We start from the raw sequence: 22,365 nt of genomic DNA, 5'->3' as shown, positions 1-22,365 counted from the left end.
GGCCACTGCCAACGGCTCCGGCCTGCTACCTCGTCAGCTGCGACAGCTCCTGGTCCGCAGCCCGGGACACCCGGCGGCGAACGCCGAACCAGCCCGCGACCAGCATGGCCGCGATCAGCGGGATGAGCAGGAGGGTCTTGCGGCCGACCTCGGGGTCGTTCCACATCATGCCGAGGCAGGCCAGCAGGAAGACGATCGTGGTGATCTCCGTGACCGGGCTGAAGGGAAGGCGGAAGGACGGCCGGGTGAACTGGCCGGCCTTGGCGCGGCGGACGAAGACCAGGTGGCAGACCATGATGATGACCCAGGTGCTGATGATGCCGAGGGAAGCGACGTTCAGCACGATCTCGAAGGCCTGGGCCGGCACGAGGAAGTTCAGGCCGACGCCGAGCACGCACACCGCGCAGGTCAGCAGGATGCCGCCGTAGGGGACCTGGCTGCGGTTCATGCGCGCGGTGAACTTCGGGGCGGAGCCCGCCATCGCCATGGAGCGCAGGATGCGGCCCGTGGAGTACAGGCCGGAGTTGAGGGAGGACATCGCGGCCGTGAGGACCACCAGGTTCATCACGTCGCCCGCGGCCGGGACGCCGATCTTCGACAGCACCGTGACGAAGGGGCTCTGGTCGGCCGAGTACACCGAACCCGGCAGCAGCAGGGCCAGCAGGACGACCGAGCCGACGTAGAAGAGACCCACCCGCCACATGATCGAGTTCACCGCGCGCGGGACGACCTTCTCCGGCTCGGCGGTCTCGCCCGCGGCGACGCCGACCAGCTCCAGCGCGGCGTACGCGAAGATCACGCCCTGCATGACGAGGACGACCGGCATCATGCCGTGCGGGAAGACGCCGCCGTTGTCGGTGATGACGCTCAGGCCCGGGGTCTGCCCGCCCACCTCGTGCTGCGTGGCGAGCAGGAAGATGCCGATGAACATGAAGCCGACGAGCGTGGCGACCTTGATGATGGCGAACCAGAACTCCATCTCGCCGAAGATCTTCACCGAGATCAGGTTCACCGCCAGGACGACCGCGAGGGCGACCAGCGCGAGCACCCACTGCGGGATGTCGGTGAAGAGGCTCCAGTAGTGCGTGTAGAGCGCGATCGCGGTGATGTCGGCGATGCCGGTGGTCGACCAGTTGAGGAAGTACATCCAGCCGGCGACGTACGCGCCCTTCTCACCGAGGAACTCGCGCGCGTACGACACGAAGGAACCCGAGGACGGGCGGTAGAGCACCAGCTCACCGAGGGCCCGGACCACGAAGAAGGCGAAGACGCCGCAGACCAGGTAGGCGATCGCCAGCGCGGGGCCGGCGTTGTGGAGGCGGCCGCCCGCGCCCAGGAAGAGCCCGGTGCCGATCGCGCCTCCGATGGCGATCATGTTGACGTGGCGGGCCTTGAGGTCCTTGCTGTAGCCGGCGTCGCCCGCATCCGCGGGCACCTGCGCCGCGTCACGGGGGGATGCGGCTGCTGCCGTGTTCACGGCGTCCTTGCTCACGGTGGATCCACTCTCTGGTGCGCCCGAGCGGGTCGCGCTCGGCTTCCGGACGTACGTAAGGTCCGTGCCCTCGGTAAAGGCACAGACCAAGGGGCCACCTTCCCTCACGCCCCTCGGCTCACGCGATGGCATACGTCACAGAGCGCTACTCCTCACACGACCCTCACTTGAGCCGCCGGAGGTTTCACAGCACTGGTGAGACAGCGATACTGCTGCACATGACGACGACCGACACCGAGGAGCCGACCCTCACGATCGACGAGCTGGCCGCCCGGGCCGGTGTCACGGTGCGCACGGTCCGCTTCTACGGCACGAAGGGGCTGCTGCCCCCGCCGGTGCTCGGTCCGCGGCGCGTGGGCCACTACGGGCGCGAGCATCTGGCCCGGCTGGCGCTGATCGAGGAGTTGCAGCAGCAGGGCATGACGCTGGCCGGCATCGAGCGCTACCTGCGGCAGCTGCCGCCGGACCTGAGCGCGCACGACCTCGCCATCCACCGGGCCGTGGTGGCCTCCTGGGCACCGGAGAGCGTCGAGACGGTCACCCGGGCGGAGCTGGAGCGGCGGGCCGGAGGGCCGCTGGGCGACGAGGACGTCGAGCGGCTCGTCGCGATGGGCGTGGTCCGGCCCGCGGACGGCGGGTACGAGGCCGACCTCGGTCTGCTGCGGCTGGGCGCCGGGCTGCTGGACGTGCCGCTCTCGCAGGAGGCGATCTTCGCGGCGCGCAAGGTGCTCGTCGAGCACGCGCGCGCCGCGGCCCGGGAGCTGTCCCAGCTCTTCCGCGGTGAGGTGGCGGAGCGTGACGCCCGGGACGTGCGGTCCCTGTCGGCGCACATGCACCCGCTGGTGGTGCAGGCGCTCCTCACCGCGTTCCAGCGGTCGCTGAAGGAAGAGCTGGACGAGTGGCTCACCGGGCCGTCGGGCTCCGGCGGGTCAGCCGCGGGCTGAGTCGCCGAACCGCTCCCCCTTCTCCGCCTTCTCCACCAGCAGCGCGGGCGGGGCGAAGCGCTCCCCGTACTGCTCGGCGAGTTCCCGCGCGCGTGCCACGAAGCCGGGCAGGCCACCCTCGTAGCCGTTGATGTACTGGAGCACGCCGCCGGTCCAGCCCGGGAAGCCGATGCCGAAGATGGATCCGATGTTGGCGTCGGCGACGGAGGTCAGCACGCCCTCCTCCAGCAGCCGGACGGTGTCCAGCGCCTCGGAGAACAGCATGCGCTCCTGCATGTCCCGGAACGGGATCCGGTAGCCGGGCTTGGTGTAGTGCTCGCGCAGTCCGGGCCAGAGGCCGGTGCGCTTGCCGTCGTCGCCGTAGTCGTAGAAGCCGGCGCCGCCGCTGCGGCCGGTGCGGCCGAACTCGTCGACCATGCGGTCGATGACGGCCTCGGCGGGGTGGGCCGTCCAGGTGCCGCCCGCCTCCTCGACCGCGCGCCGGGACTCGGCCCGGATCTTGCGGGGCAGGGTGAGCGTCAGTTCGTCCATCAGGGACAGCACCTTGGCCGGGTAGCCGGCCTGGGCGGCGGCCTGCTCGACCGAGGCGGGCTCGATGCCCTCGCCGACCATGGCGACGCCCTCGTTGATGAAGTGGCCGATGACGCGGGAGGTGAAGAACCCGCGCGAGTCGTTGACGACGATCGGCGTCTTGTTGATCTGCCGGACCAGGTCGAAGGCGCGGGCCAGCGCCTCCTCGCCCGTGCGCTCGCCCTTGATGATCTCGACGAGCGGCATCTTGTCGACGGGCGAGAAGAAGTGCAGGCCGATGAAGTCGCCCTGGCGCTCGACGCCTTCGGCGAGGGCGGTGATGGGCAGGGTGGAGGTGTTGGAGCACAGCAGCGCGTCGGGCTCCACGACGTGCTGGATCTCCTGGAACACCTTGTGCTTGAGGGAGGTGTCCTCGAAGACGGCCTCGATGACGGCGTCGCAGCCGGCCAGGTCCTGGACCTCGGCGGTGGCGGTGATGCGGGCGAGCAGCGCGTCGGCCTTGTCCTGGGTCGTACGGCCCTTGGCCACGGCCTTGGCGCACAGCTTCTCGGAGTAACCCTTGCCCTTGAGGGCCGCCTCCAGGGAGACGTCCTTGAGGACGACGTCGATACCGGCGCGGGCGCAGGAGTAGGCGATGCCGGCGCCCATCATGCCGGCGCCGAGGACGGCGACCTTGCGGACCTGGCGCCGCTCGATCCCCTTGGGGCGGTTCGCGCCGGAGTTGACGGCCTGGAGGTCGAAGAAGAACGCCTGGATCATGTTCTTCGACGTCTGTCCGGCCGCGAGGTCCACGAAGTAGCGGGCCTCGATGACCTGCGCCGTCTCGAAGTCGACCTGGGAGCCCTCGACGGCGGCGGCGAGGATGTTGCGCGGGGCCGGGTAGGGGGCGCCGCCCGTCTGCTTGCGCAGGGTGGCCGGGAAGGCGGGCAGGTTCGCGGCGAACTTGGGGTTGGCCGGTGTGCCGCCCGGGATCCGGTAGCCCGGCTTGTCCCAGGGCTGCTGGGACTCGGGGTTGGCGTCGATGAAGGCGCGGGCCTTGGCGAGCATGTCATCGGGGCTGTCGGCCACCTCGTCGACGAGGCCGTTCTCCTGCGCGCGGCGGGGGTTGTACTGGGTGCCCTGGAGGAGCACCTTCAGCAGCGCGTCGGCGATGCCGAGCATCCGGACCGTGCGGACGACGCCGCCTCCTCCGGGCAGCAGGCCGAGGGTGACCTCGGGGCAGCCGATCTTGGAGCCGGGCGCGTCGAGGGCGACACGGTGGTGGCAGGCCAGGGCGATCTCGTAACCGCCGCCGAGCGCGGCGCCGTTGAGCGCGGCGACGACCGGCTTGCCGAGGGTCTCGATGCGGCGCAGGTTCCGCTTGATCGCCATACCGCCGTCGAACAGCTCCTGGGCCGTCTCGGGGGTGACGCGGATGAGGTCGCGCAGGTCGCCGCCGGCGAAGAAGGTCTTCTTCGCGGAGGTGATGATGACGCCCCGGATGGAGTCCTTCTCGGCCTCCAGGCGGTCGGTGACGACGGCGAGGGAGTCGCGGAACGCCTGGTTCATGGTGTTCGCGGACTGGTTCGGGTCGTCGATGACCAGGGTGACGAGGCCGGTGCGGTCCTGTTCCCAGCGGATGGTGGTGGATTCAGTGCTCATGTGGAGGTGCTCCGTGTGATCCGTCGGGAGGGGGTCAGATGCGCTCGACGATGGTGGCGACGCCCATGCCGCCGCCGACGCACAGCGTGGCGAGGCCGTAGCGCTTGTCCTGGCGCTCCAGTTCGTCGACGAGGGTGCCGAGGATCATCGCGCCGGTGGCGCCGAGGGGGTGACCGAGGGCGATCGCGCCGCCGTTGACGTTGACCTTGTCCAGGGACAGGCCCATGTCCCGCGCGTAGCGCAGCACGACCGCCGCGAACGCCTCGTTGATCTCGACGAGGTCGATGTCGTCGATGGTCAGTCCGGCCTTGGCGAGGGCCTTGCGGGTGGCCGGGGCCGGGCCGGTGAGCATGATGGTGGGCTCGGAGCCGGAGACGGCGGCGGAGACGATCCGGGCGCGGGGGGTGAGGCCGTAGCGCTCGCCGACCTCCTTGGAGCCGATCGCGACGAGCGAGGCGCCGTCGACGATGCCGGAGGAGTTGCCCGCGTGGTGCACGTGGTCGATCTTCTCCACCCAGTGGTACTGCTGGAGCGCCACCGCGTCGAAGCCGCCGAGCTCGCCGATGTCCGCGAAGGACGGCTTCAGCTTGGCGAGGGAGTCGGCGGTGGTGCCGGGGCGGGGGAACTCGTCGTGGTCGAGGACGACCAGACCGCTGCGGTCCTTCACCGGGACGACGGACCTGTCGAAGCGGCCGTCCTTCATGGCGGTGGCGGCGCGCTCCTGGGAGAGGGCCGCGTACTCGTCGACGTCGCGCCGGGAGAACCCCTCGATGGTGGCGATCAGGTCGGCGCCGATGCCCTGGGGCACGAAGTTGACCTGGAGGTTGGTCATCGGGTCGTTGAACCAGGCGCCGCCGTCGGAGGCCATCGGCACGCGGGACATCGATTCGACGCCGCCCGCGAGGACGAGGTCCTCCCAGCCGGAACGCACCTTGGCGGCGGCCAGGTTGACGGCCTCCAGGCCCGAGGCACAGAAGCGGTTCTCCTGCACGCCGGCGACGGTGTCGGGCAGGCCGGCGGCGATGGCGGCGATCCGGGCGATGTCAGAGCCCTGGTCGCCGACCGGGCCGACCACGCCGAGGACGATGTCGTCGACGGCGGCCGGGTCCAGGTCCGGGAAGCGGGCGCGGATCTCGTGGATGAGTCCGACGACCAGGTCGATGGGCTTGGTGCCGTGCAGGGCGCCGTTCGCCTTGCCGCGGCCGCGCGGGGTGCGGATCGCGTCGTACACATACGCTTCGGTGCTCACGAGGAGGCCTTTCACTGAGGGTTGCGGAGCGCGGGGAGCAGCCCGGGGACGTCCCAGTCCCGGGCGACGTCCGTGGTGTCGGCGCCCGGCCGGGCCGGGCCGGTGCGGACGGAGGTCGGGGTCGCGGAGAAGCGGGGGGCCGGGGCGGGCTGGGTGATGCCGCCGTGGTCGGTGAAGGTGCCGCGGGCGGCGAGGTGCGGGTGGTGCGGGGCCTCCCGCAGCGACAGCACGGGCGCGACGCAGGCGTCGGTGCCGTCGAAGACGGCCGTCCACTCGTCCCGGGTGCGGCTCTTGAAGCGGGCGGCGACTTCCTCGCGCAGTTCACCCCACCGGGCGACGTCCTTGCGCGCGGCGGCCCGGTCCTCGACGCCGAGGAGGGTGAGGAACTCCGCGTAGAACTGCGGCTCCAGGGCACCGACGGCCATGTACCGGCCGTCCGCCGTCTCGTACGTGCCGTAGTACGGGCACCCGCCGTCCAGGAGGTTGGCGCCGCGGCGGTCCTGCCAGCCGCCGGCGGCGAGCATGCCGTGGATCATCGTCGAGAGGTGGGCGGTGCCGTCGACGATGGCGGCGTCCACGACCTGGCCGGTTCCGGTCGCGCGGGCGTGGTGGAGGGCGGCGAGGACGCCGACGACGAGGTAGAGGGAGCCGCCCGCGTAGTCGCCGAGCAGGTTGGCCGGGACCGCCGGCGGCTCGTCAGGGCGGCCGATCATGCCGAGGGTGCCGGTGGGGGCGATGTACGCGATGTCGTGCCCGGCGCGCTGGGCGAGCGGGCCGTCCTGGCCCCAGCCGGTCATCCTGCCGTAGACGAGACGGGGGTTGCGGGCGTGGCAGGGCGCGGGGCCCACGCCGAGGCGCTCGGCGACGCCGGGGCGGTAGCCCTCGACGAGGATGTCGCCGCGGGCCGCGAGGTCGAGCACCTGCTCCGGGCCGTCGGGGGCCTTCAGGTCGACGACCACCGAGCGCTTGTTGCGGTTGGTGACGTCGCAGGCCGGGTTGATCGCGAGTCCGGGGCCGCCGGGGCGGTCCACGCGGACGACATCGGCGCCGAGGTCGGCCAGGAGCATGGCGGCGAACGGGCCGGGTCCGATGCCGGCCAGCTCGACGACGCGCACGCCGGAGAGCGGGCCGTGTCCTGGCGTCCTTGCCGTGGTCATCCAGCCCCCAGTGCTGTGACACATCTGATGTAACACCAGCGATGCTAAGAACGTGTTCCACTCGGCACAAGCCCTGAACGAGCAAGCGCTTAGCAATCTGCCGGACGAGGTCAGTGCCCGTCCAGCACGACTATCAGCCGCTTCGGGGCGATCACCCGGTAGCTCTCCTCCACCCAGTCGCAGAGCACCTCGGCGGCCGGGGCGCCCTGCTGCTCCAGGGGGACGTACACCCAGCCCGCCTTGCCCAGGCCGTATCCGGCGGGCTCGGCGCCGGGGCAGGCCAGCGCGTGCGCGTGCGCCGTCTCGTCCGTGAGCTTCACCGTCACCCCCAGGGGGTAACTGCCGTCCTGGACGCCGAGGAAGACGAACACCTTCCTGTTGACCTTCGCGACGGACTCGCCCCAGGGGAACTCCTCGACGGCATCCGGCAGCCCCAGTGCGAACGCGCGCACTTTCTCCCACTTCTTCAGGGCATTCCTGGGCACGGCCATCGTGGTCCTCCGGGCTCGTCGTCGGGCTCCGCACCCCTCACGCTAGCCTCGGCCACCGACAGCGGCACGGGCTGAACGACCGAGGGGTGTCATGAGCAGGCAAAGCAGGACGGACCGTCCGTACGACATCGCGCTCTTCGGAGCGACCAGTTTCGCCGGGGTGCTAACCGCGGAGTACCTGGCCGCCCACGCGCCGGAGGGGCTGCGCTGGGCGATCGCGGGCCGCAATGCCGGGAAGCTGGAGCGGCTGCGGGAGCGGCTGCCCGCCGGCACCGACGTGGGGGTGCTGCACGCGGACGTCTCCGACCCGGCCTCGCTGCGCGACCTCGTGGAGCACGCGCGCGTGGTGGCCACGACCGTCGGCCCGTACGTGACCTACGGCGAGGAACTCGTCGCCGCCTGCGCGGACGCCGGCACCGACTACCTGGACCTGTGCGGCGAGCCGGAGTTCGTGGACCTGATGTACGTCCGGCACGACGCCCGCGCCCGGGAGACCGGGGCGCGGCTGGTGCACGCCGCCGGGTTCGACTCGGTCCCGCACGACCTGGGCGTGTACTTCACCGTGCAGCAGCTGCCGGAGGACGTGCCGCTGAGCGTCGAGGGCTTCGTGACCGCCGACGCGGCGTTCTCGGGCGGGACCTTCGCCTCCGCGCTGGGCCAGTTCGCGCGGCAGCGGGAGATGGCGGCCGCGGCCCGGGACCGGCGGCGGCACGAACCACGGCTGGTGGGCCGGCGGACGGCGGCCCCGCTGGGCGGTCCCCGGTTCGCCAAGGAGGTCGGCGCCTGGGCGCTGCCGATGCCGACCATCGACCCGCAGATCGTGCGGCGCTCGGCGTCGGCCCTCGACCGGTACGGGCCCGACTTCCGCTACCGGCAGTACGCGGCCGTCCGGCACCTGCCGGTCGCCGTGGGCGGCGCCGCGGCGGTCGGCGCGCTGGTCGCGGCGGCCCAGGTGCCGCCCGCGCGGCGCTGGTTGTCGGACCGGCTCAAGCCCGGGGACGGACCGAGCCCCGAGAAGCGGGCGAAGAGCTGGTTCTCCGTGCGCTTCGTGGGCGAGGGCGGCGGCAAGCGGGTGTACACGGAGGTCTCGGGCGGCGACCCCGGCTACGACGAGACGGCCAAGATGTTCGCCGAGTCCGCGCTGTGCCTGGCCTTCGACGACCTGCCGAAGACGGCGGGCCAGGTCACCACGGCGGTGGCGATGGGCAACGCGCTGATCGACCGGCTGCGCGCGGCGGGCATCCGCTTCCGCGTCGCGTCGGCCCGCTGAGGGCCCGCCGGGGGCCTACAGCGGCCACTCGGCGATGGTGTAGATCATCCCGGCGATCCAGCCGAGCCCGGCCAGCACGGCGAGGATCAGCCCGAGGGTGACGGCCCGCTCGACGGTCTGGGTCGGGCCGGCAACTGGCTTGGGGGCACGGTGCGTCGTCATGCGCCCCAGCCTGCCGACGGGAGTGGCGGGCGGGCATCCGTACAGGTACTCAGAGCCGGTACTCAGATCGCGCCGCCCCGCCCAGCCCCGGCCGACTCCCCGACTTGAGGCTTTGCGCACTCCGGCCTCGGCAGAAGCTCCAGAAGTGCCAACAAGGACTTCAATGAAACCATTGAAGGCATGAGGTTCCTTCTCGAAGTCACCATGGACGACGCGGCGTTGGCGAAGGATCCGGCCGGCGAGCTGGGCCGGATCCTGAGGTACTGGGGCGGCAGTCTCCGGCACTACGAACTCCGCCCCGGGGACGGGGCGGCCATCCACGACTCGGAATACCGGGAGGTGGGCCGCTGGCACGTGGCCGATCAGACGGAGTAGGCCTCCCGCAGCGCCTTCCGGCACAGCGCGTCCGCCCTGCGCGTGGTCTCCGGGAGGCGGTAGGCGGGTGTCAGCGCCAGGGTGTGGGCGCAGGCGTTCGGCAGGCTCACGCGGTGGCCGACCGAGACGAAGACCGGCTTGACGCCGTCCCGGGTGCGCAGGGCCCGGCCGACCTCCTCGGAGCCGGCGAGGAGCGCGGAGGTGCTGCCGCGCGGGGTGTCCGGATCGTCGTAGGTGAAGGTGAACGGGTTCTTGGCGACGCCGATCGTGGGCAGGCCGGTCAGGACGCCGAGGTGGCTGGCGAGGCCGAAGCGGCGCGGGTGGGCGAGGCCGTAGCCGTCGCAGACGACCAGGCCGGGCGGGCAGGGCAGGGCGTCGAGGGCGGCGAGGACCGTGGGGATCTCGCGGAAGGCGAGCAGCCCGGGCACGTAGGGGAAGGAGACCCGGCCCACGGCCGTGGCCTCGGCGACGACTTCGAGACTCGACGCGTCCAGCACGACCGCCGCCGCGGCGACGATGTCCCGTTCGTCGTCGTAGGCGACGTCGACCCCGGTCACCCGGCCCGAGCCGGGCGGCGGTCCCGGTTCGCCGAGGATCACGCGGGCGCGCAGTTCGTCCTGGACGGCACGTGCCCGGTCCTCGGTCGTGGGCCAGTCTTCGGGGATGCTTACGGTCGTCATGGTGGCCCGAGCCTACGGGCTTCCCGGCGGCGGGCCGGATGCCCGGGGGTAGGCTCCCGATCATGTTCGTGCTGGAGCTGACGTACACCGCCCCGCTGGAAGCCGTCGACGCCGTGCTGGAGGAGCACGTGGTCTGGCTCGACGAGCAGTACCGGCAGGGGGTCTTCCTCGCATCCGGGCGCAAGAACCCCCGCGACGGCGGAGTGATCATCGCCGTCGCGGGGGATCGCGAGCGGATCGAGGAGATCACCGCGGAGGACCCGTTCGTCACCGCAGGCGTGTGCGCGTACCGCGTCACCCAGTTCACCGCGACGAAGACGGCGCCCGCGCTGGAGGCCTACCGGGAGACCCTCTGAGGCATCCGCCTCACTTGCCCAGTGCGCGCTGCAGCTGGCTCTTGTTCATGCTGGAACGGCCCTCGACGCCCTTGCGCTTGGCCTCCTGGTACAGCTGGTCGTAGGTGGGGCCCTGGGAGCCCTGCCCCGACCGCTGGCCACCGCGCTTGCCGGACGACATGTCCTTCGTGGAGGTGCGGCTGGCCGTCTTCGACTCGCCGGAGCGGGCGCGTTCCTTGTTCACCGTCCGCGCGGCGATCTCCTTGGCGCGGCCGGTGCTCTCGCCCCGGTCCTCCGCACTTTCCTTGATGTGTTCGTACTGGCGCTCCCGCTTGGAGCTCGAACCGCGTGGCATTCTCGCTCACTTCCTTTCACGATCAGTGAACGAGTACCCACCCTGCCAACGATCAGGGCACCTCGCATGCTCAGTGCTCCAGGCGGGCAACCCGGCCCTTCTCGCCGGCGGCCCAGCACCCGTGGTCCCGGGTGCAGTCGACGGTGTCGTAGGAGCCGGTGTCGACGGTCCGCCAGGTGCGGCCGGCGTCCGTGGTGAGGTCGGTGCCGGTGGGGCCGACGGCGAGGGCGGCGGTGCGGCTGTGCGGGAGCCAGGCGACGCCGGAGCGGTAGGCGGGCGGAGGCGTGGCCGCCGGACGCCAGGTGCGGCCGCCGTCGGAGGTGCGCGCGGCGGCGTTCGGTGATGGCTGGTCGGGGCGGAAGTCGCCGCCGACGGCGAGGCCGTGGGCGCGGTCACGGAAGGCGAGCGCGAAGACGCCGCGGGCCGGGTCGCCCGCCGGGAGGGGCGTGTCGGTGGCCGTCCAGGTGCGTCCCCGGTCGGCGGAGTGCAGCACCCGCGCGTGTGCGGCTCCGCCGGTCGCGAGCCAGACGTCCTTCGGCCCGGACGTCACCAGGCACTGGCCGCTCGCCGCGAAACCGGCCTCGCCCTCCTGCGCGGCCGGCATTCCCCCGTCCGGCAGCACCTTCCAGGTACGGCCGCCGTCGCCGGTCGACAGGATGCGGAACCTGCCGTCCACCGGGTCGCTCATCGCGAGGCCGTGGCGGTGGTCGAAGAAGGCGAGGCAGTCGTAGAAGGCCTTGGGGTCGGTGTTGCGGAAGGACTCCGTCCAGGTCACTCCGCCGTCGTCGGTGCGGTAGACCCGGGACGCCTCGCCCTCGCCGATGGCCAGGACCACGGCCCGGCGCGCGTCGAACGCCTCGACGTCCCGGAACTGCAAGTCCCCCGCGCCGGGCGGTGAGACGTTCCGCCAGGTCGCTCCGGCGTCGGTGGTCCGCAGGACGGTGCCGCCGGTCCCGGCGACCCAGGCGGTGGTCCGGCTGACCGCGGCGAGGCCCCGGAACCGTGTCTCCGGGGCGCCGGTGTCCTTGAGTTCCCAGTGCGGCGCCCGGCGCTCCGGTTCGTGCGCCTGTGCCGGTACGGCGGTCAGGGCCGCCAGTGCCGCCCCGCAGGCCGCCATCGCGGCCGCCCTGCTGCGGATTCGTCTCATCCGTCGCGTGCTCCCCATGCGCCTCATGGCGGGGGAAGCTAGCCCACGGCCCGGGTGCCGTCCAGATGGCCTCACCGGCCCTCCGGGTGGGGCGGCGGGTGCCACAAGTGCCCTTCAAAGCACACGAGGAGAGCCACGTCACTCTGGTGCATGAACGCGGTGACAGAGGTCACTCGCCTTTCGTGTGCACGGATTGGCTGATTCCGTCGTCTCTTCCAGTGCCCGGCCTCATCCGCCCGGAAGTGTCCGTCCAGCCGTCACAAGGGAGCAAGGCGTTGTCCATCGTCATCGAGCAGCCCGTGGAGGCCCGCCTCGTCGCCGCCGCGCCGCGTATGCCGAGCATTCCCGCGACGCTGCACTACGACCGGCGTGATCCTTTCGCCGTCCGCATGACCTTCCCCGCCCCGGCCACGCTGGAGGGCGTCGAGGTCTGCTGGACCTTCTCCCGCGAGCTGCTCGCCGCGGGCCAGAAGAGCGCCGAGGGACACGGCGACGTGCGCGTGCGGCCCTACGGCTACGACCGCACGGTGCTGGAGTTCCACGCCCCCGAGGGCACGGCCGTGGTCCACGTCCGCTCCAGCGAGATCCGCCGGTTCCTGGAGGCCACGAGCGACCTCGTGCCCGTCGGTCTCGAGCACCTCCAGCTGGATCTGGACCATGGTCTCGCCGAGCTGATGCGGGACGCGTGCTGAGTTAACGAGGCTGTTCGAGAAGGGCGTTGACCTCACCGTGGGCGAGCGCTTCGGTCAGCGACCCGTAGGTCCCCGGTCCAGCAGCTCCCGGGCGGCCCGGCGGACCAGGGCGTGGGCGGCCTGGGCGATTCCCGAGCCGACGCTGACGCGGGCGACGCCCAGGGCGGCCAGTTCGGTGACCGGGGGTGCGCCGGGGCCGGCCATGACGTGCAGCGGTCCGTCGACGCCGTTCACGAGTTCCTTCACCGTTCCCGGGTCGACGGCCCCGGGGACGAAGATTCCGTCGGCGCCCGCGGCGCGGAAGGCGTCGGCCCGCTCCAGGGTGAGGTCCTCCCCCACTGCCCGAAAGGCGTGGGAGATGCCCCCATTCCGGCGCCGCTCAGGAAAGTGTCGATACGGGCGTTGACGAACAGCGGCACACCCGCCGCGTCGGCCGCCTCACGCGCTGCGGCGATCCGCTCCGCCTGCTCGGCGACGTCCCGCAGCGGGCCACCGCTAGCGGCTCCGTACAGCGCGTCCTCGACGTTGACGCCCACCGCTCCCGCGGCGATGACCGCCCGGACCGTGCCGGCGACGCCCTCGGCGTCCTCGGCGTAGCCGCTGCCGATGTCCGCGCTCACGGGAACGGGCACGGCACCGGCGATCCCGGCGACGGCGGCGATCGCCGTCTCGCGGTCCGCCCGCTCACCGTCCGGCGCGCCCAGACGAGCCCGGCGCTGGTCGTCGCCACGGCGGCGGCACCTGCGTCCTCGACGAGCCGCGCGCTCACGGCGTCCCAGGCGTTGGGCAGGACCAGCGGGCCCGGGGAGGTGGAGGTCACGGAAGGCGGCGGCACGGTCGCTCTGGTTCTTCGTGCGGGCAACTGAACCAGCGGGACGGGGTGGCGGGTCCGGCAGGAATCCGACAGCGCGGTCGGCCGACCGGGTCAGGCCTGGTCGGCCTGGCGGATGTCAGGGCGAGGCCGCCACCGCTGCCCCGGCCGTCACCGCCGTGCTCAGCTCGCGCAGGATCCCGCGCAGCCCGGGCGTCGCCGCCGTGGCTTGTTCGGCCAGCTCCTCGGCGCGCCGGCCGGGCGCGCTGTCGCCGAAGACGCCGGCCGCGGCGGCGAGGACGGCGAGCGCGGCGTCCCGCTCGGAGATCCCGGCGACCGGCAGCGGCCCGTGCAGGACCTGCCGGGTCTCCTCCCGCAGCACCTCCACGGCGGCCCTGCGCTCCAGCGCGTACTCCACGGACGGGAAAACGCCGAGGACCCGTCTCTTCTCCGCCCGCAGATACCCCTCGGCCACCAGTTGCTCCCGTACGGCGTCGAGGGTCACCCGCGCCCGCAGCGTCACCCAGGTCCGCCAGGGGTGGGGGCGCGACTCACGGACGAGTTCGAGCAGCCCGTCGAGGACCGCGTCCCCCGTGCCCGTGTCCAGGTCGGCCGGTGTGACGATGCCGTCGTCGTCGGTGAGCAAGCCGCGACGGGCCAGCTCGACGAGGGCGCCGGCCCGGACCGGTCCGGGCCGGTGGGTGGTGCTGCCGGCCGCCGGCCGCGCGGTGTCCCAGGCCAGCAGGCAGAGCCGGGCCGGCAGCGTGAGCGGGCCGTTGGGCACAGGGCCTCCTCGGGGCGGGAGATCGGGTTCGACGTTAATTCGTTGACAGTCTCAGAGCGCCCTCGTACGGTTTGAAGCGTCCCTGTTGCCGCCGATTGGAGAAGGACGTTGCTCGTCTGAGGTCCTGAGACACCGCGTCACACCCGACGGGTGTGCGCTGCGTGCGACCTCGGCGTTCGAGCCGTCCTCCGGTGCGGGGCATTTTTCATGTCCGTGGTGTGCCATGGAGCCTCCCCCCTGGTCGCAGGTGTCTCGACACGCGTTTGCCCCCGACCGCTTCGAGCAACCGCGAGTGAGGCTCCCATGTCTGCTTCCATCACCGTGACATCCCTCTCCTTCACCTGGCCCGACGGCAGCCCCGTCTTCGAGGGTCTCGACGTCGCGTTCGGCCCCGGCCGGACCGGCCTGGTCGGCGTCAACGGGTCCGGGAAATCCACCCTGTTGAGGCTGGTCGACGGTGACCTCGCACCGGCCGACGGCACCGTCCGTGTGGCCGGCGAGGTCGGCTACCTCCCGCAGAACGTCACGCTCGACACCGCCCTGCGCGTGGACGAGGCCCTCGGCATCGCCGAACAGCGCGCCGCCCTGCACGCCATCGAGGCCGGCGACGTCTCGATGAGGCACTTCGAGACCGTCGGCGACGACTGGGACGTCGAGGAACGCGCCCTCGCCGCCCTCGGTGAACTCGGGCTCGGACACATCGGGCTGGACCGTACCGTCGGTGAGGTGTCGGGCGGCGAGTCGGTGCTGCTGCGCCTGGCCGCCCTGCTGCTGCGCCGTCCCGACGTGCTGCTGCTGGACGAGCCGACCAACAACCTCGACCTGTACGCCCGCAAGCGGCTGTACGCGGCCGTCCAGTCCTGGCCGGGCGTGATGGTCGTCGTCAGCCACGACCGTGAACTGCTCGACCTCGTCGACCAGATCGCCGATCTTCGCTCCGGTGAGATCACGTGGTACGGCGGCAACTACTCCGTCTACGAGGAGGCCCTGGAGATCGAACAGGAGGCGGCCGAGCGCATGGTGCGCGTCGCCGAGGCCGACTTCCGCAAGCAGAAACGCGAACTGACCGACGCCCAGGTCAAACTGGCCCGCCGCAAGCGGTACGGGCAGAAGATGTGGGACCAGAAGCGCGAACCGAAGATCGTCATGGGGGCGCGCAAGCGCGCGGCGCAGGAGTCCGCGGGCAAGCACCGCATCATGCACGAGGAGAAGCTCGCCGAGGCCAGGGAACGGCTCGACGAGGCGGTGGAGGCGGTCCGGGACGACGACGAGATCCGCGTCGACCTGCCGTACACGGCCGTGCCGCCGGGGCGTACCGTCCTCACGCTGCAGGATCTCGGGCTCCGCTACGGCGCCCGGGTGAAGGGCGGCCTGGAACTGCGCGGCCCCGAGCGGGTCGCGCTGATCGGGCGCAACGGCGCGGGCAAGACCACGCTGCTGCGCACGATCGCCGGGGAGCTCGCCCCGGAGGCGGGCGAGGTGCGGGCGCACGTCCCGCTGCGGTTCCTGCCGCAGCGGCTCGACGTCCTCGACGGCGAGCGGACCGTCGCCGAGAACGTGGCCCGATACGCGCCGGGCGCCACCAACAACCGGGTCCGGGCGCGGCTGGCGCGCTTCCTGTTCCGGGGCGCCCGCGCCGACCAGAAGGCGGCGACGCTGTCCGGCGGCGAACGCTTCCGGGCGGCGCTGGCCGCGCTGATGCTGGCGGAGCCGGCGCCCCAGCTGCTCATGCTGGACGAGCCGACCAACAACCTCGACATGGCGAGCGTCCGGCAGCTCACCACGGCCCTGGAGTCGTACGAGGGGGCGCTGGTCGTGGCCAGTCACGACCTGCCGTTCCTGGAGTCGGTCGGCATCACGCGATGGCTGTTGCTGGAGGAGGGAGAACTGCGGGAAATCACGCCAGAGGCTGTCTGGTTTTCCGCCTAGCGTCGGCGGCATGACCGACTTCGCACACGATGCCATCACCCTGACCGGAGCACGCGAGAACAACCTCAAGGACGTCACCCTGCGCATCCCGAAAGGCCGGCTGACCGTGTTCACCGGCGTTTCGGGGTCGGGGAAGTCGTCCGTCGTCTTCGACACGATCGCGGTGGAGTCGCAGCGCCAGCTGAACGAGACGTATCCGTGGTTCGTCCGCAACCGGCTGCCCAAGTTCGAGCGGCCGCACGCGGACGGCCTGGAGGACCTCACCCCGGCGATCGTCGTCGACCAGCGGCAGGTCGGCGGCCACTCCCGGTCCACCGTCGGCACCATGACCGACGTCTACTCGGTGATCCGGGTGCTGTTCTCCCGGCACGGCACCCCGAGCGCCGGACCGGCGACGGCGTACTCGTTCAACGACCCGTCGGGCATGTGCCCCGGGTGCGACGGCCTCGGCCGGGCGGTACGGCCCGACTGGGACCGCATCCTGGACCCGGACCGCTCCCTCGCCGAGGGGGCGGTCCGCTTCCCGCCGTTCGCCGCCGGGACCTGGCAGGGGCAGACGTACACCAACAGCGCCGACCTCGACCCGGACAAGCCGGTGGGACGGTTCACGGCCGCCGAGCGGGAGTTCCTGATGCGCGGGCGGCCCGGCAGCAAGGTCAGCGTCAGCGGCACGGGCGGCACCTGGATCACGGAGTACGAGGGGCTGGCCGTCCGCTTCGAACGGCTGTACCTGAAGCGGGACCTGTCGGCCATGAGCCAGAAGACCCGGGACCTGGTGAGCGCGTTCCTGGTGGAGGGCACCTGCCCGGACTGCCGCGGAGCGCGTCTGAACGCGGCGGCCCTGGCGACCCGGATCAACGGCCGGTCGATCGCCGACTGCACGCGTATGCAGGTCACCGACCTGATCGCCGTGCTGAAGGAGATCGACGACGCGGTGGCGGGGCCGATCGCCTCGGCCGCCGTGGCCGCGCTGGAGCGCATCGAGGCGATCGGCCTCGGCTACCTCAGTCTCGACCGGGAGACGGCCACGCTGAGCGGTGGGGAGGGGCAGCGGCTGAAGACGGTGCGGCACCTCGGCTCCAGCCTGACCGGCACGACGTACATTTTCGACGAGCCGAGCGTCGGCCTGCACCCGCGTGACGTGGGCCGTCTCGGCGACCTGCTGCTGCGGCTGCGCGACAAGGGGAACACGGTGCTGGTCGTCGAGCACGACCCGGACGTGATCGCGCTGGCCGACCACGTCGTCGACATGGGCCCGGGCGCCGGGGCCGGGGGCGGCACGGTGGTGTTCGAGGGGACGCCGGAGGAGCTGGCCGTGTCCGGCACGCTCACCGGGCGCTGCCTGCGCACCCGCACGGCGGTCAAGGACGAGGTGCGGGAGCCCGTCGGTGAGCTGTGGGTCAAGGGCGCGGACCGGCACAACCTGCGGGACGTGACCGTGCGGTTCCCGGCCGGGGTGCTCACGGCGGTGACCGGCGTCGCGGGGTCGGGGAAGAGCACCCTGGTCCGGGAGTTCACCGCGGCGCACGAGGAGGCCGTGGTCGTCGACCAGTCGTCGATCGGCATCTCGGGCCGCTCCACCCCGGCGACGTACCTGGGGATCATGGACACGGTCCGGAAGATCTTCGCCCGGGAGACGGGGGCCGGGGCGGGCCTGTTCAGCTTCAACTCCGGCGGGGCCTGCGGCACCTGCGAGGGCCGGGGCGTCATCCACACCGACCTGGCCTTCATGGACCCCGTGACGACGACCTGCCACGACTGCGAGGGGCGGCGCTTCAAGGACGAGGTGCTGCGGCTGACCGTGCGGGGCAAGTCCGTCGCGGACGTCCTGGGGATGACGGCCGAGCAGGCTCTCGGCTTCTTCGACGACGCGGGCGTACGGCGCCGGCTGCGCGCCCTGGCGGACGTCGGACTGACGTACCTCACCCTCGGCCAGCCCCTCTCCACGCTCTCCGGCGGCGAGCGGCAGCGCATCAAGCTGGCCACGCGACTGCACCGGACGGGCGCGGTCTACGTGCTCGACGAACCGACGACCGGCCTGCACATGGCGGACGTGGAGGGCCTCGTCACCCTGCTGGACCGGCTGGTCGACGGGGGCAACACGGTCGTCGTCGTCGAGCACAACCTCGACGTGATCGCCCGCGCCGACTGGGTGATCGACCTCGGCCCGGACGGCGGCCGGGCCGGTGGCGAGATCGTCTTCGAGGGGACGCCCCGGCAGCTTCTGGACGCGCGGGGATCCTTCACCGGGGAGCATCTGCGGCGGGCGGTGCGGCAGCGTCGCCCGTGAGCCGGGAGCGCTGCGGCGTCAAGGCGCGGCCCGGCCGTTGGGCCGATGGGGTGGTTTGGCCCCCGCCGGACGATCACGCGTGCGGGGCTCGCGAACACTGGACGGGGTGGCGCGGGCCACCGGTGAGGGGGACGGCATGGCCGACGGCACGGTTCTGGTGGCGGTGGCGGAGCATCCGGAGGACGGGGGCGCCACCGCCGGGCAGGTGACGCGCATCGCCGAGGGGATCCGGGCGCGCGGCTTACAGGTGCGCCGGGTGGTGAGCGTCGCCGATGCCGAGGCGGTGCTCAGGACCGAGGCCGGGCTGGCCGCAGCGGTGGTCGCCTGGGACCTTCCGCCGGGGGCCGGAGACGGACCGGGCGGTGCGGCGGTGCTGCGCCGGATCGGGCGCCGGTTCCAGGGCCTGCCGGTCTTCCTGGTCATGGCGGACGAAGGGCTGCGCGATCTGCCGCTGTGGGTGTCGCAGGCGGTGGTGGGCTATGTGTGGCCGTTGGAGGACACGCCCGCGTTCATCGCCGGGCGGATCACCACGGCCGCGCGCGCCTACCAGGACGCCCTGCTCCCGCCGTTCTTCAAGGCGCTGCGGCGCTTCGACGACGCGCACGAGTACTCGTGGCACACGCCCGCGCACTCCGGGGGCGTCGCCTTCCTCAAGTCTCCCGTGGGCCGGGCGTTCCACGAGTACTTCGGGGAGCGGCTGCTGCGCAGCGACCTGTCGATCTCGGTGGAGGAACTCGGCTCGCTGTTCGAGCACACCGGGCCGATCGGCGAGGCGGAGCGCAACGCCGCGCGGGTCTTCGGCTCCGACCACACGTACTTCGTCCTGCACGGCGACTCCACGTGCAACCGCCTGGTCGGCCACTTCAGCGTGACCCGGGACGAGATCGCCCTGGTGGACCGCAACTGCCACAAATCCATCCTGCACGGCCTGGTCGTCTCCGGCGCGCGACCGGTGTACCTGGTCCCCACCCGCAACGGCTACGGTCTCGCAGGCCCTCTGCCGCCGGCCGAGATCGCGGCGGATTCGCTGGCGGCGCGGATCGCGGCGAGCCCGCTGACGGCGGACGCCGTGTCGTCCCGCGCCCAGTACGCGGTGTTCACCAACTCCACGTACGACGGGCTGTGTTACGACGCGGTGGCGGCGGCCCGGGCGTTCGCCGCCGGGACGCCCCGGCTGCACTTCGACGAGGCGTGGTTCGCGTACGCCCGCTTCCATCCGCTCTACGCCGGGCGCTACGGCATGTCGGTGGACGAGGAGGCCTTCCCCGGCCCCGACCGGCCGACGGTCTTCGCGACCCAGTCGACCCACAAGCTGCTGGCGGCGCTGTCGCAGGGCGCCATGGTGCACGTCAGGCCCGCGCCGCGGGCACCGGTGGAGCACGACCGGTTCAACGAGGCGCTGATGATGCACGGCACGACCTCACCGCTGTACCCGATGATCGCGTCACTGGACGTGGCCACGGCGATGATGGACGGCCCGCAGGGGCAGTGGCTGATCGACGAGGCGGTGACCGAGGCGGTCCGGTTCCGCCAGGAGATGGTGCGGATCGGGCGGCGGATCGCGGCGGCGGGCGACCGGCCGCCGTGGTTCTTCGGGGTGTGGCAGCCGGACGAGGTGACGGACCCCGCGAGCGGGGCACGACTGCCCTTCGACGAGGCCCCGGCGGATCTGCTGCGGACCGAGCCGTCCTGCTGGCACCTGGCCCCCGGAGCGGACTGGCACGGCTTCCCCGGGCTGACCGACGGCTACTGCATGCTCGACCCGGTCAAGGTCACCCTGACCTGCCCGGGGCTCGACGCCACCGGGGCGATGTCCGGGCAGGGCATCCCCGCCCGGGTCCTCACCGCCTATCTGACGACCCGCGGCATCGTCGTGGAGAAGACCGACAGCTACACCACGCTGGTGCTGTTCTCCATGGGCATCACGAAGGGCAAGTGGGGCACGCTGCTTGACGCCCTCATGGACTTCAAGGACCTCTACGACGGTGACGCCCCGCTCGACCGTGTGCTGCCCGCGCTGGTCGCGGAGCACCCGCGGCGCTATGCCGGGCTGACGCTGCGGGGCCTGTGCCAGGAGATGCACGACCATCTGCGCGAGGCCCGCCTGGTCGAACTCCTCGACACCGCCTTCCAGCAGCTGCCCGAGCCCGTCGCCCCGCCACAGCTGTGCTACCAGCGCCTGATCCGCGGCGGCACGGAACGGATCCGTCTGACGGACGCGCCCGGCCGGGTAGCCGCGGCGATGGTCACGGTGACGCCGCCCGGCATCCCGGTCCTCATGCCGGGCGAGAACACCGGGGACGCTGACGGCCCTCTCCTGCGCTACCTCGGCGCCCTGGAGTCTTTCGACCGCCGCTTCCCAGGCTTCGGCAGCGAGACCCACGGGGTCACGCGCGACCCCGACACGGGCGACTACCTGATCGAGTGCCTGCGCCCGGACGAGCAGCAGGGAGCCGCCGGTGGGGTGACGCCGGCGCAGCGGCGGGGTTGGGAGGGTGCGGGATCGGTGGGGTGAGTTGAGGGGGGACGCGCGGGGGGTGTGGCGGGCGCGCGGGGCCGGTTCGGCCGGGCGGCCGGGCAGACGGACAGAGGGGCGGCCAGGCAGACGGGCGGCCAGGCCGTGAGCCACCGCGCCGGGCCACTCCGGAGCCGGGGCGGGTGGACGGCTTGCCCCGGCGCTTCCCACGCGCGGCTCCCGCGCCGGGGACTGCCGGGTCCGGACGGCAGCGCCCGGTCCGCCACCGGCCGCGGGGGCGCCGCGCCGGTGCGGTGGCCGACCGGCGCCTTTCGCCTGTCGGCGAAGGCACCCGACCTACGCTTGGCCGCGCCCCGGAGTGGACACTCCCCCTGCCACACCCGTGCCGAGCGGTGTCCCCGCGGGAGTGCGCCCCGGCACGGTGTCGGCCGGGGCCCCGGCCGACGGTCGGGCAGAGACCCGGCGTCAGCCCCTGCCCCTGCCCCTGCCCCTGCCCGACGGCTCCAGAGACCTGTGTCGGCTCCGGGCCCTGGCCGTCCGTCTCCCCCCGGCCCCGCCCCAGGGCTGTCGTCACCTCCGTTCGCCCTGCATGATGGCGGCCGACGCCCGATGGGTTCCGGTTGATCCCGGAGGCCCCGTCGGTGCGGTCCAGACACGTCCATCCGATACGGAGTCACGCTCGTGCCCAGCAAGAAGGCCCTCGTCCGCCGCCCCAGCCCGCGCCTCGCCGAGGGGCTGGTGACCCACATCGAACGGGAGAAGGTCGACGTCGGCCTCGCCGTCGAGCAGTGGGAGGCGTACGTGGAGGCCCTGCGCACCAACGGCTGGGAGACCATCGAGGTGGACCCGGCGGACGACTGCCCGGACTCGGTGTTCGTCGAGGACACGGTCGTGATGTACCGGAACGTCGCGCTGATCACCCGCCCGGGCGCCGACTCCCGGCGGGCGGAGACCGCCGGGGTCGAGGAGGCCGTGGCCGGTCTGGGCTGCTCGGTGAACTGGATCTGGGACCCGGGCACGCTGGAGGGCGGCGACGTCCTGAAGATCGGCGACACCGTCTACGTGGGCCGGGGCGGCCGCACCAACGCCGCCGGCGTCCAGCAGTTGCGTGCCGCGTTCGAGCCGCTCGGCGCGCGGGTCGTCTCCGCGCCGGTGAGCAAGGTGCTGCACCTGAAGTCGGCGGTCACGGCGCTGCCGGACGGTACGGTCATCGGGCACATCCCCAAAATGGACACGCCCTCGCTGTTCGCGCGCTTCCTGCCCGTCCCCGAGGAAGCGGGGTCCCACGTCGTCCTGCTCGGAGGGGACAAGCTGCTGATGGCCGCGAGCGCGCCGAAGACGGCCGAGCTGTTCGCCGACCTCGGGTACGAACCGGTCGTCGTGGACATCAGCGAGTTCGAGAAGCTCGAAGGATGTGTGACGTGCCTCTCGGTGCGGCTGCGGGAGCTGTACGTCTGACCGGACTGGCGCGTTCCCCCTCCGGTCCCTCGACCTGCGGCGTCCGGGCAAGTCGACACGCGTACGAGCGACCCCGCTGATCAGCGGCCCTTACAG

Annotated in this window: 19 protein-coding genes and 1 pseudogene; 9 read left to right on the top strand and 11 right to left on the bottom strand. The window is 72.3% G+C overall.

Features of this window, described 5'->3' with window-relative positions; translation table 11 throughout:
- Nucleotides 1-25: 25 nt before the first annotated feature.
- Nucleotides 26-1,492, bottom strand: coding sequence for an amino acid permease (locus tag OO68_RS09125; RefSeq protein WP_033307702.1), 1,467 nt, complete (start codon nt 1,490-1,492; stop codon nt 26-28).
- Between the two features lie 218 nt (nt 1,493-1,710).
- Here OO68_RS09125 and OO68_RS09120 point away from each other — a divergent pair, with 218 nt between their 5' ends.
- The gene (locus OO68_RS09120; RefSeq protein WP_051814553.1) at nt 1,711-2,436 is read left to right on the top strand and encodes a MerR family transcriptional regulator; all 726 of its coding nucleotides are present in this window, start codon (nt 1,711-1,713) and stop codon (nt 2,434-2,436) included.
- On the opposite strand, the gene OO68_RS09115 is transcribed toward OO68_RS09120, so the two are convergent.
- The 4 genes from OO68_RS09115 to OO68_RS09100 form a co-directional block, all read right to left on the bottom strand.
- On the bottom strand, nt 2,422-4,608 hold the full coding sequence (locus OO68_RS09115; RefSeq protein WP_033307700.1) for a 3-hydroxyacyl-CoA dehydrogenase NAD-binding domain-containing protein: 2,187 nt from the start codon (nt 4,606-4,608) through the stop codon (nt 2,422-2,424). The two genes, OO68_RS09120 and OO68_RS09115, sit on opposite strands and share 15 nt — an antisense overlap.
- 34 nt (nt 4,609-4,642) lie before the next feature.
- A complete protein-coding gene (locus tag OO68_RS09110; RefSeq protein ID WP_033307699.1) occupies nt 4,643-5,857 on the bottom strand; it encodes an acetyl-CoA C-acetyltransferase in 1,215 nt (404 codons plus the stop codon).
- Nucleotides 5,858-5,868: 11 nt separating this feature from the next.
- The gene (locus OO68_RS09105) at nt 5,869-7,014 is read right to left on the bottom strand and encodes a CaiB/BaiF CoA transferase family protein (RefSeq protein WP_051814552.1); all 1,146 of its coding nucleotides are present in this window, start codon (nt 7,012-7,014) and stop codon (nt 5,869-5,871) included.
- Between the two features lie 110 nt (nt 7,015-7,124).
- Nucleotides 7,125-7,505, bottom strand: a complete 381-nt coding sequence (locus tag OO68_RS09100; RefSeq protein ID WP_033307697.1) for an MmcQ/YjbR family DNA-binding protein — start codon at nt 7,503-7,505, stop codon at nt 7,125-7,127.
- Between the two features lie 91 nt (nt 7,506-7,596).
- Here OO68_RS09100 and OO68_RS09095 point away from each other — a divergent pair, with 91 nt between their 5' ends.
- Nucleotides 7,597-8,775 carry a saccharopine dehydrogenase family protein gene (locus tag OO68_RS09095; RefSeq protein WP_033307696.1) on the top strand — a complete coding sequence of 393 codons (1,179 nt, stop codon included), beginning with the start codon at nt 7,597-7,599 and terminating at the stop codon, nt 8,773-8,775.
- 15 nt (nt 8,776-8,790) lie between these two features.
- Here the strand turns inward: OO68_RS09095 and mmpA are convergent, their stop codons facing one another.
- The gene (gene mmpA, locus OO68_RS46735; protein ID WP_167345880.1) at nt 8,791-8,937 is read right to left on the bottom strand and encodes a morphogenic membrane protein MmpA; all 147 of its coding nucleotides are present in this window, start codon (nt 8,935-8,937) and stop codon (nt 8,791-8,793) included.
- 180 nt (nt 8,938-9,117) lie between these two features.
- On the opposite strand from mmpA, the gene OO68_RS09085 reads away from it, so the two are divergent.
- Nucleotides 9,118-9,312, top strand: coding sequence for a hypothetical protein (locus OO68_RS09085; RefSeq protein ID WP_033307695.1), 195 nt, complete (start codon nt 9,118-9,120; stop codon nt 9,310-9,312).
- Here the strand turns inward: OO68_RS09085 and OO68_RS09080 are convergent.
- On the bottom strand, nt 9,300-9,992 hold the full coding sequence (locus OO68_RS09080) for an endonuclease V (protein WP_033307694.1): 693 nt from the start codon (nt 9,990-9,992) through the stop codon (nt 9,300-9,302). The genes OO68_RS09085 and OO68_RS09080 overlap by 13 nt on opposite strands.
- A gap of 62 nt (nt 9,993-10,054) precedes the next feature.
- Here OO68_RS09080 and OO68_RS09075 point away from each other — a divergent pair, with 62 nt between their 5' ends.
- On the top strand, nt 10,055-10,348 hold the full coding sequence (locus tag OO68_RS09075) for a YciI family protein (protein ID WP_033307693.1): 294 nt from the start codon (nt 10,055-10,057) through the stop codon (nt 10,346-10,348).
- Nucleotides 10,349-10,358: 10 nt separating this feature from the next.
- Here OO68_RS09075 and OO68_RS09070 read toward each other — a convergent pair whose 3' ends face one another.
- Nucleotides 10,359-10,682: a hypothetical protein gene (locus OO68_RS09070; protein ID WP_033307692.1), complete on the bottom strand. Its 324-nt coding sequence runs from the start codon at nt 10,680-10,682 to the stop codon at nt 10,359-10,361.
- A 70-nt stretch (nt 10,683-10,752) separates the two neighbouring features.
- Nucleotides 10,753-11,829, bottom strand: coding sequence for a WD40/YVTN/BNR-like repeat-containing protein (locus tag OO68_RS09065; protein WP_033307691.1), 1,077 nt, complete (start codon nt 11,827-11,829; stop codon nt 10,753-10,755).
- Nucleotides 11,830-12,104: 275 nt separating this feature from the next.
- On the opposite strand from OO68_RS09065, the gene ssgD reads away from it, so the two are divergent.
- A complete protein-coding gene (ssgD, locus tag OO68_RS09060; protein WP_033307690.1) occupies nt 12,105-12,521 on the top strand; it encodes a spore wall synthesis regulator SsgD in 417 nt (138 codons plus the stop codon).
- Nucleotide 12,522: 1 nt separating this feature from the next.
- Here the strand turns inward: ssgD and OO68_RS42175 are convergent.
- Nucleotides 12,523-13,417, bottom strand: a pseudogene (locus OO68_RS42175) (isocitrate lyase/PEP mutase family protein).
- 54 nt (nt 13,418-13,471) lie between these two features.
- Nucleotides 13,472-14,116 carry a GOLPH3/VPS74 family protein gene (locus OO68_RS09050; protein WP_033307689.1) on the bottom strand — a complete coding sequence of 215 codons (645 nt, stop codon included), beginning with the start codon at nt 14,114-14,116 and terminating at the stop codon, nt 13,472-13,474.
- Between the two features lie 303 nt (nt 14,117-14,419).
- Here OO68_RS09050 and OO68_RS09045 point away from each other — a divergent pair, with 303 nt between their 5' ends.
- The 4 genes from OO68_RS09045 (at nt 14,420) to ddaH (ending at nt 22,269) form a co-directional block, all read left to right on the top strand.
- The gene (locus OO68_RS09045; protein WP_033307688.1) at nt 14,420-16,045 is read left to right on the top strand and encodes an ABC-F family ATP-binding cassette domain-containing protein; all 1,626 of its coding nucleotides are present in this window, start codon (nt 14,420-14,422) and stop codon (nt 16,043-16,045) included.
- Nucleotides 16,046-16,055: 10 nt separating this feature from the next.
- Nucleotides 16,056-18,335, top strand: a complete 2,280-nt coding sequence (locus OO68_RS09040) for an ATP-binding cassette domain-containing protein (protein WP_033307687.1) — start codon at nt 16,056-16,058, stop codon at nt 18,333-18,335.
- Nucleotides 18,336-18,471: 136 nt separating this feature from the next.
- A complete protein-coding gene (locus tag OO68_RS09035) occupies nt 18,472-20,850 on the top strand; it encodes an Orn/Lys/Arg family decarboxylase (protein ID WP_033307998.1) in 2,379 nt (792 codons plus the stop codon).
- A 642-nt stretch (nt 20,851-21,492) separates the two neighbouring features.
- Nucleotides 21,493-22,269 (top strand): dimethylargininase, encoded by a 777-nt coding sequence (gene ddaH / locus OO68_RS09030; RefSeq protein ID WP_033307686.1) that lies wholly within the window; start codon nt 21,493-21,495, stop codon nt 22,267-22,269.
- Nucleotides 22,270-22,365 lie beyond the last annotated feature (96 nt).

The organism is Streptomyces iakyrus (assembly GCF_000717055.1).
Classification (GTDB): Bacteria; Actinomycetota; Actinomycetes; order Streptomycetales; family Streptomycetaceae; genus Streptomyces; species Streptomyces iakyrus.
Note: the sequence above shows the minus strand (reverse complement) of the source record. Positions and strands in the feature narration are given on the sequence as shown.

What these genes read in the sequence shown, in the direction of transcription:
- OO68_RS09095 (WP_033307696.1), top strand. Translation starts at nt 7,597, where the DNA reads ATGAGCAGGCAAAGCAGGACGGACCGTCCGTACGACATCGCGCTCTTC.
- OO68_RS09100 (WP_033307697.1), bottom strand. Translation starts at nt 7,505, where the DNA reads ATGGCCGTGCCCAGGAATGCCCTGAAGAAGTGGGAGAAAGTGCGCGCG.
- OO68_RS09120 (WP_051814553.1), top strand. Translation starts at nt 1,711, where the DNA reads ATGACGACGACCGACACCGAGGAGCCGACCCTCACGATCGACGAGCTG.
- mmpA (WP_167345880.1), bottom strand. Translation starts at nt 8,937, where the DNA reads ATGACGACGCACCGTGCCCCCAAGCCAGTTGCCGGCCCGACCCAGACC.
- OO68_RS09075 (WP_033307693.1), top strand. Translation starts at nt 10,055, where the DNA reads ATGTTCGTGCTGGAGCTGACGTACACCGCCCCGCTGGAAGCCGTCGAC.
- OO68_RS09040 (WP_033307687.1), top strand. Translation starts at nt 16,056, where the DNA reads ATGACCGACTTCGCACACGATGCCATCACCCTGACCGGAGCACGCGAG.
- OO68_RS09105 (WP_051814552.1), bottom strand. Translation starts at nt 7,014, where the DNA reads ATGACCACGGCAAGGACGCCAGGACACGGCCCGCTCTCCGGCGTGCGC.
- OO68_RS09085 (WP_033307695.1), top strand. Translation starts at nt 9,118, where the DNA reads ATGAGGTTCCTTCTCGAAGTCACCATGGACGACGCGGCGTTGGCGAAG.
- OO68_RS09070 (WP_033307692.1), bottom strand. Translation starts at nt 10,682, where the DNA reads ATGCCACGCGGTTCGAGCTCCAAGCGGGAGCGCCAGTACGAACACATC.
- OO68_RS09115 (WP_033307700.1), bottom strand. Translation starts at nt 4,608, where the DNA reads ATGAGCACTGAATCCACCACCATCCGCTGGGAACAGGACCGCACCGGC.
- OO68_RS09080 (WP_033307694.1), bottom strand. Translation starts at nt 9,992, where the DNA reads ATGACGACCGTAAGCATCCCCGAAGACTGGCCCACGACCGAGGACCGG.
- OO68_RS09065 (WP_033307691.1), bottom strand. Translation starts at nt 11,829, where the DNA reads ATGAGACGAATCCGCAGCAGGGCGGCCGCGATGGCGGCCTGCGGGGCG.
- OO68_RS09045 (WP_033307688.1), top strand. Translation starts at nt 14,420, where the DNA reads ATGTCTGCTTCCATCACCGTGACATCCCTCTCCTTCACCTGGCCCGAC.
- OO68_RS09035 (WP_033307998.1), top strand. Translation starts at nt 18,472, where the DNA reads ATGGCCGACGGCACGGTTCTGGTGGCGGTGGCGGAGCATCCGGAGGAC.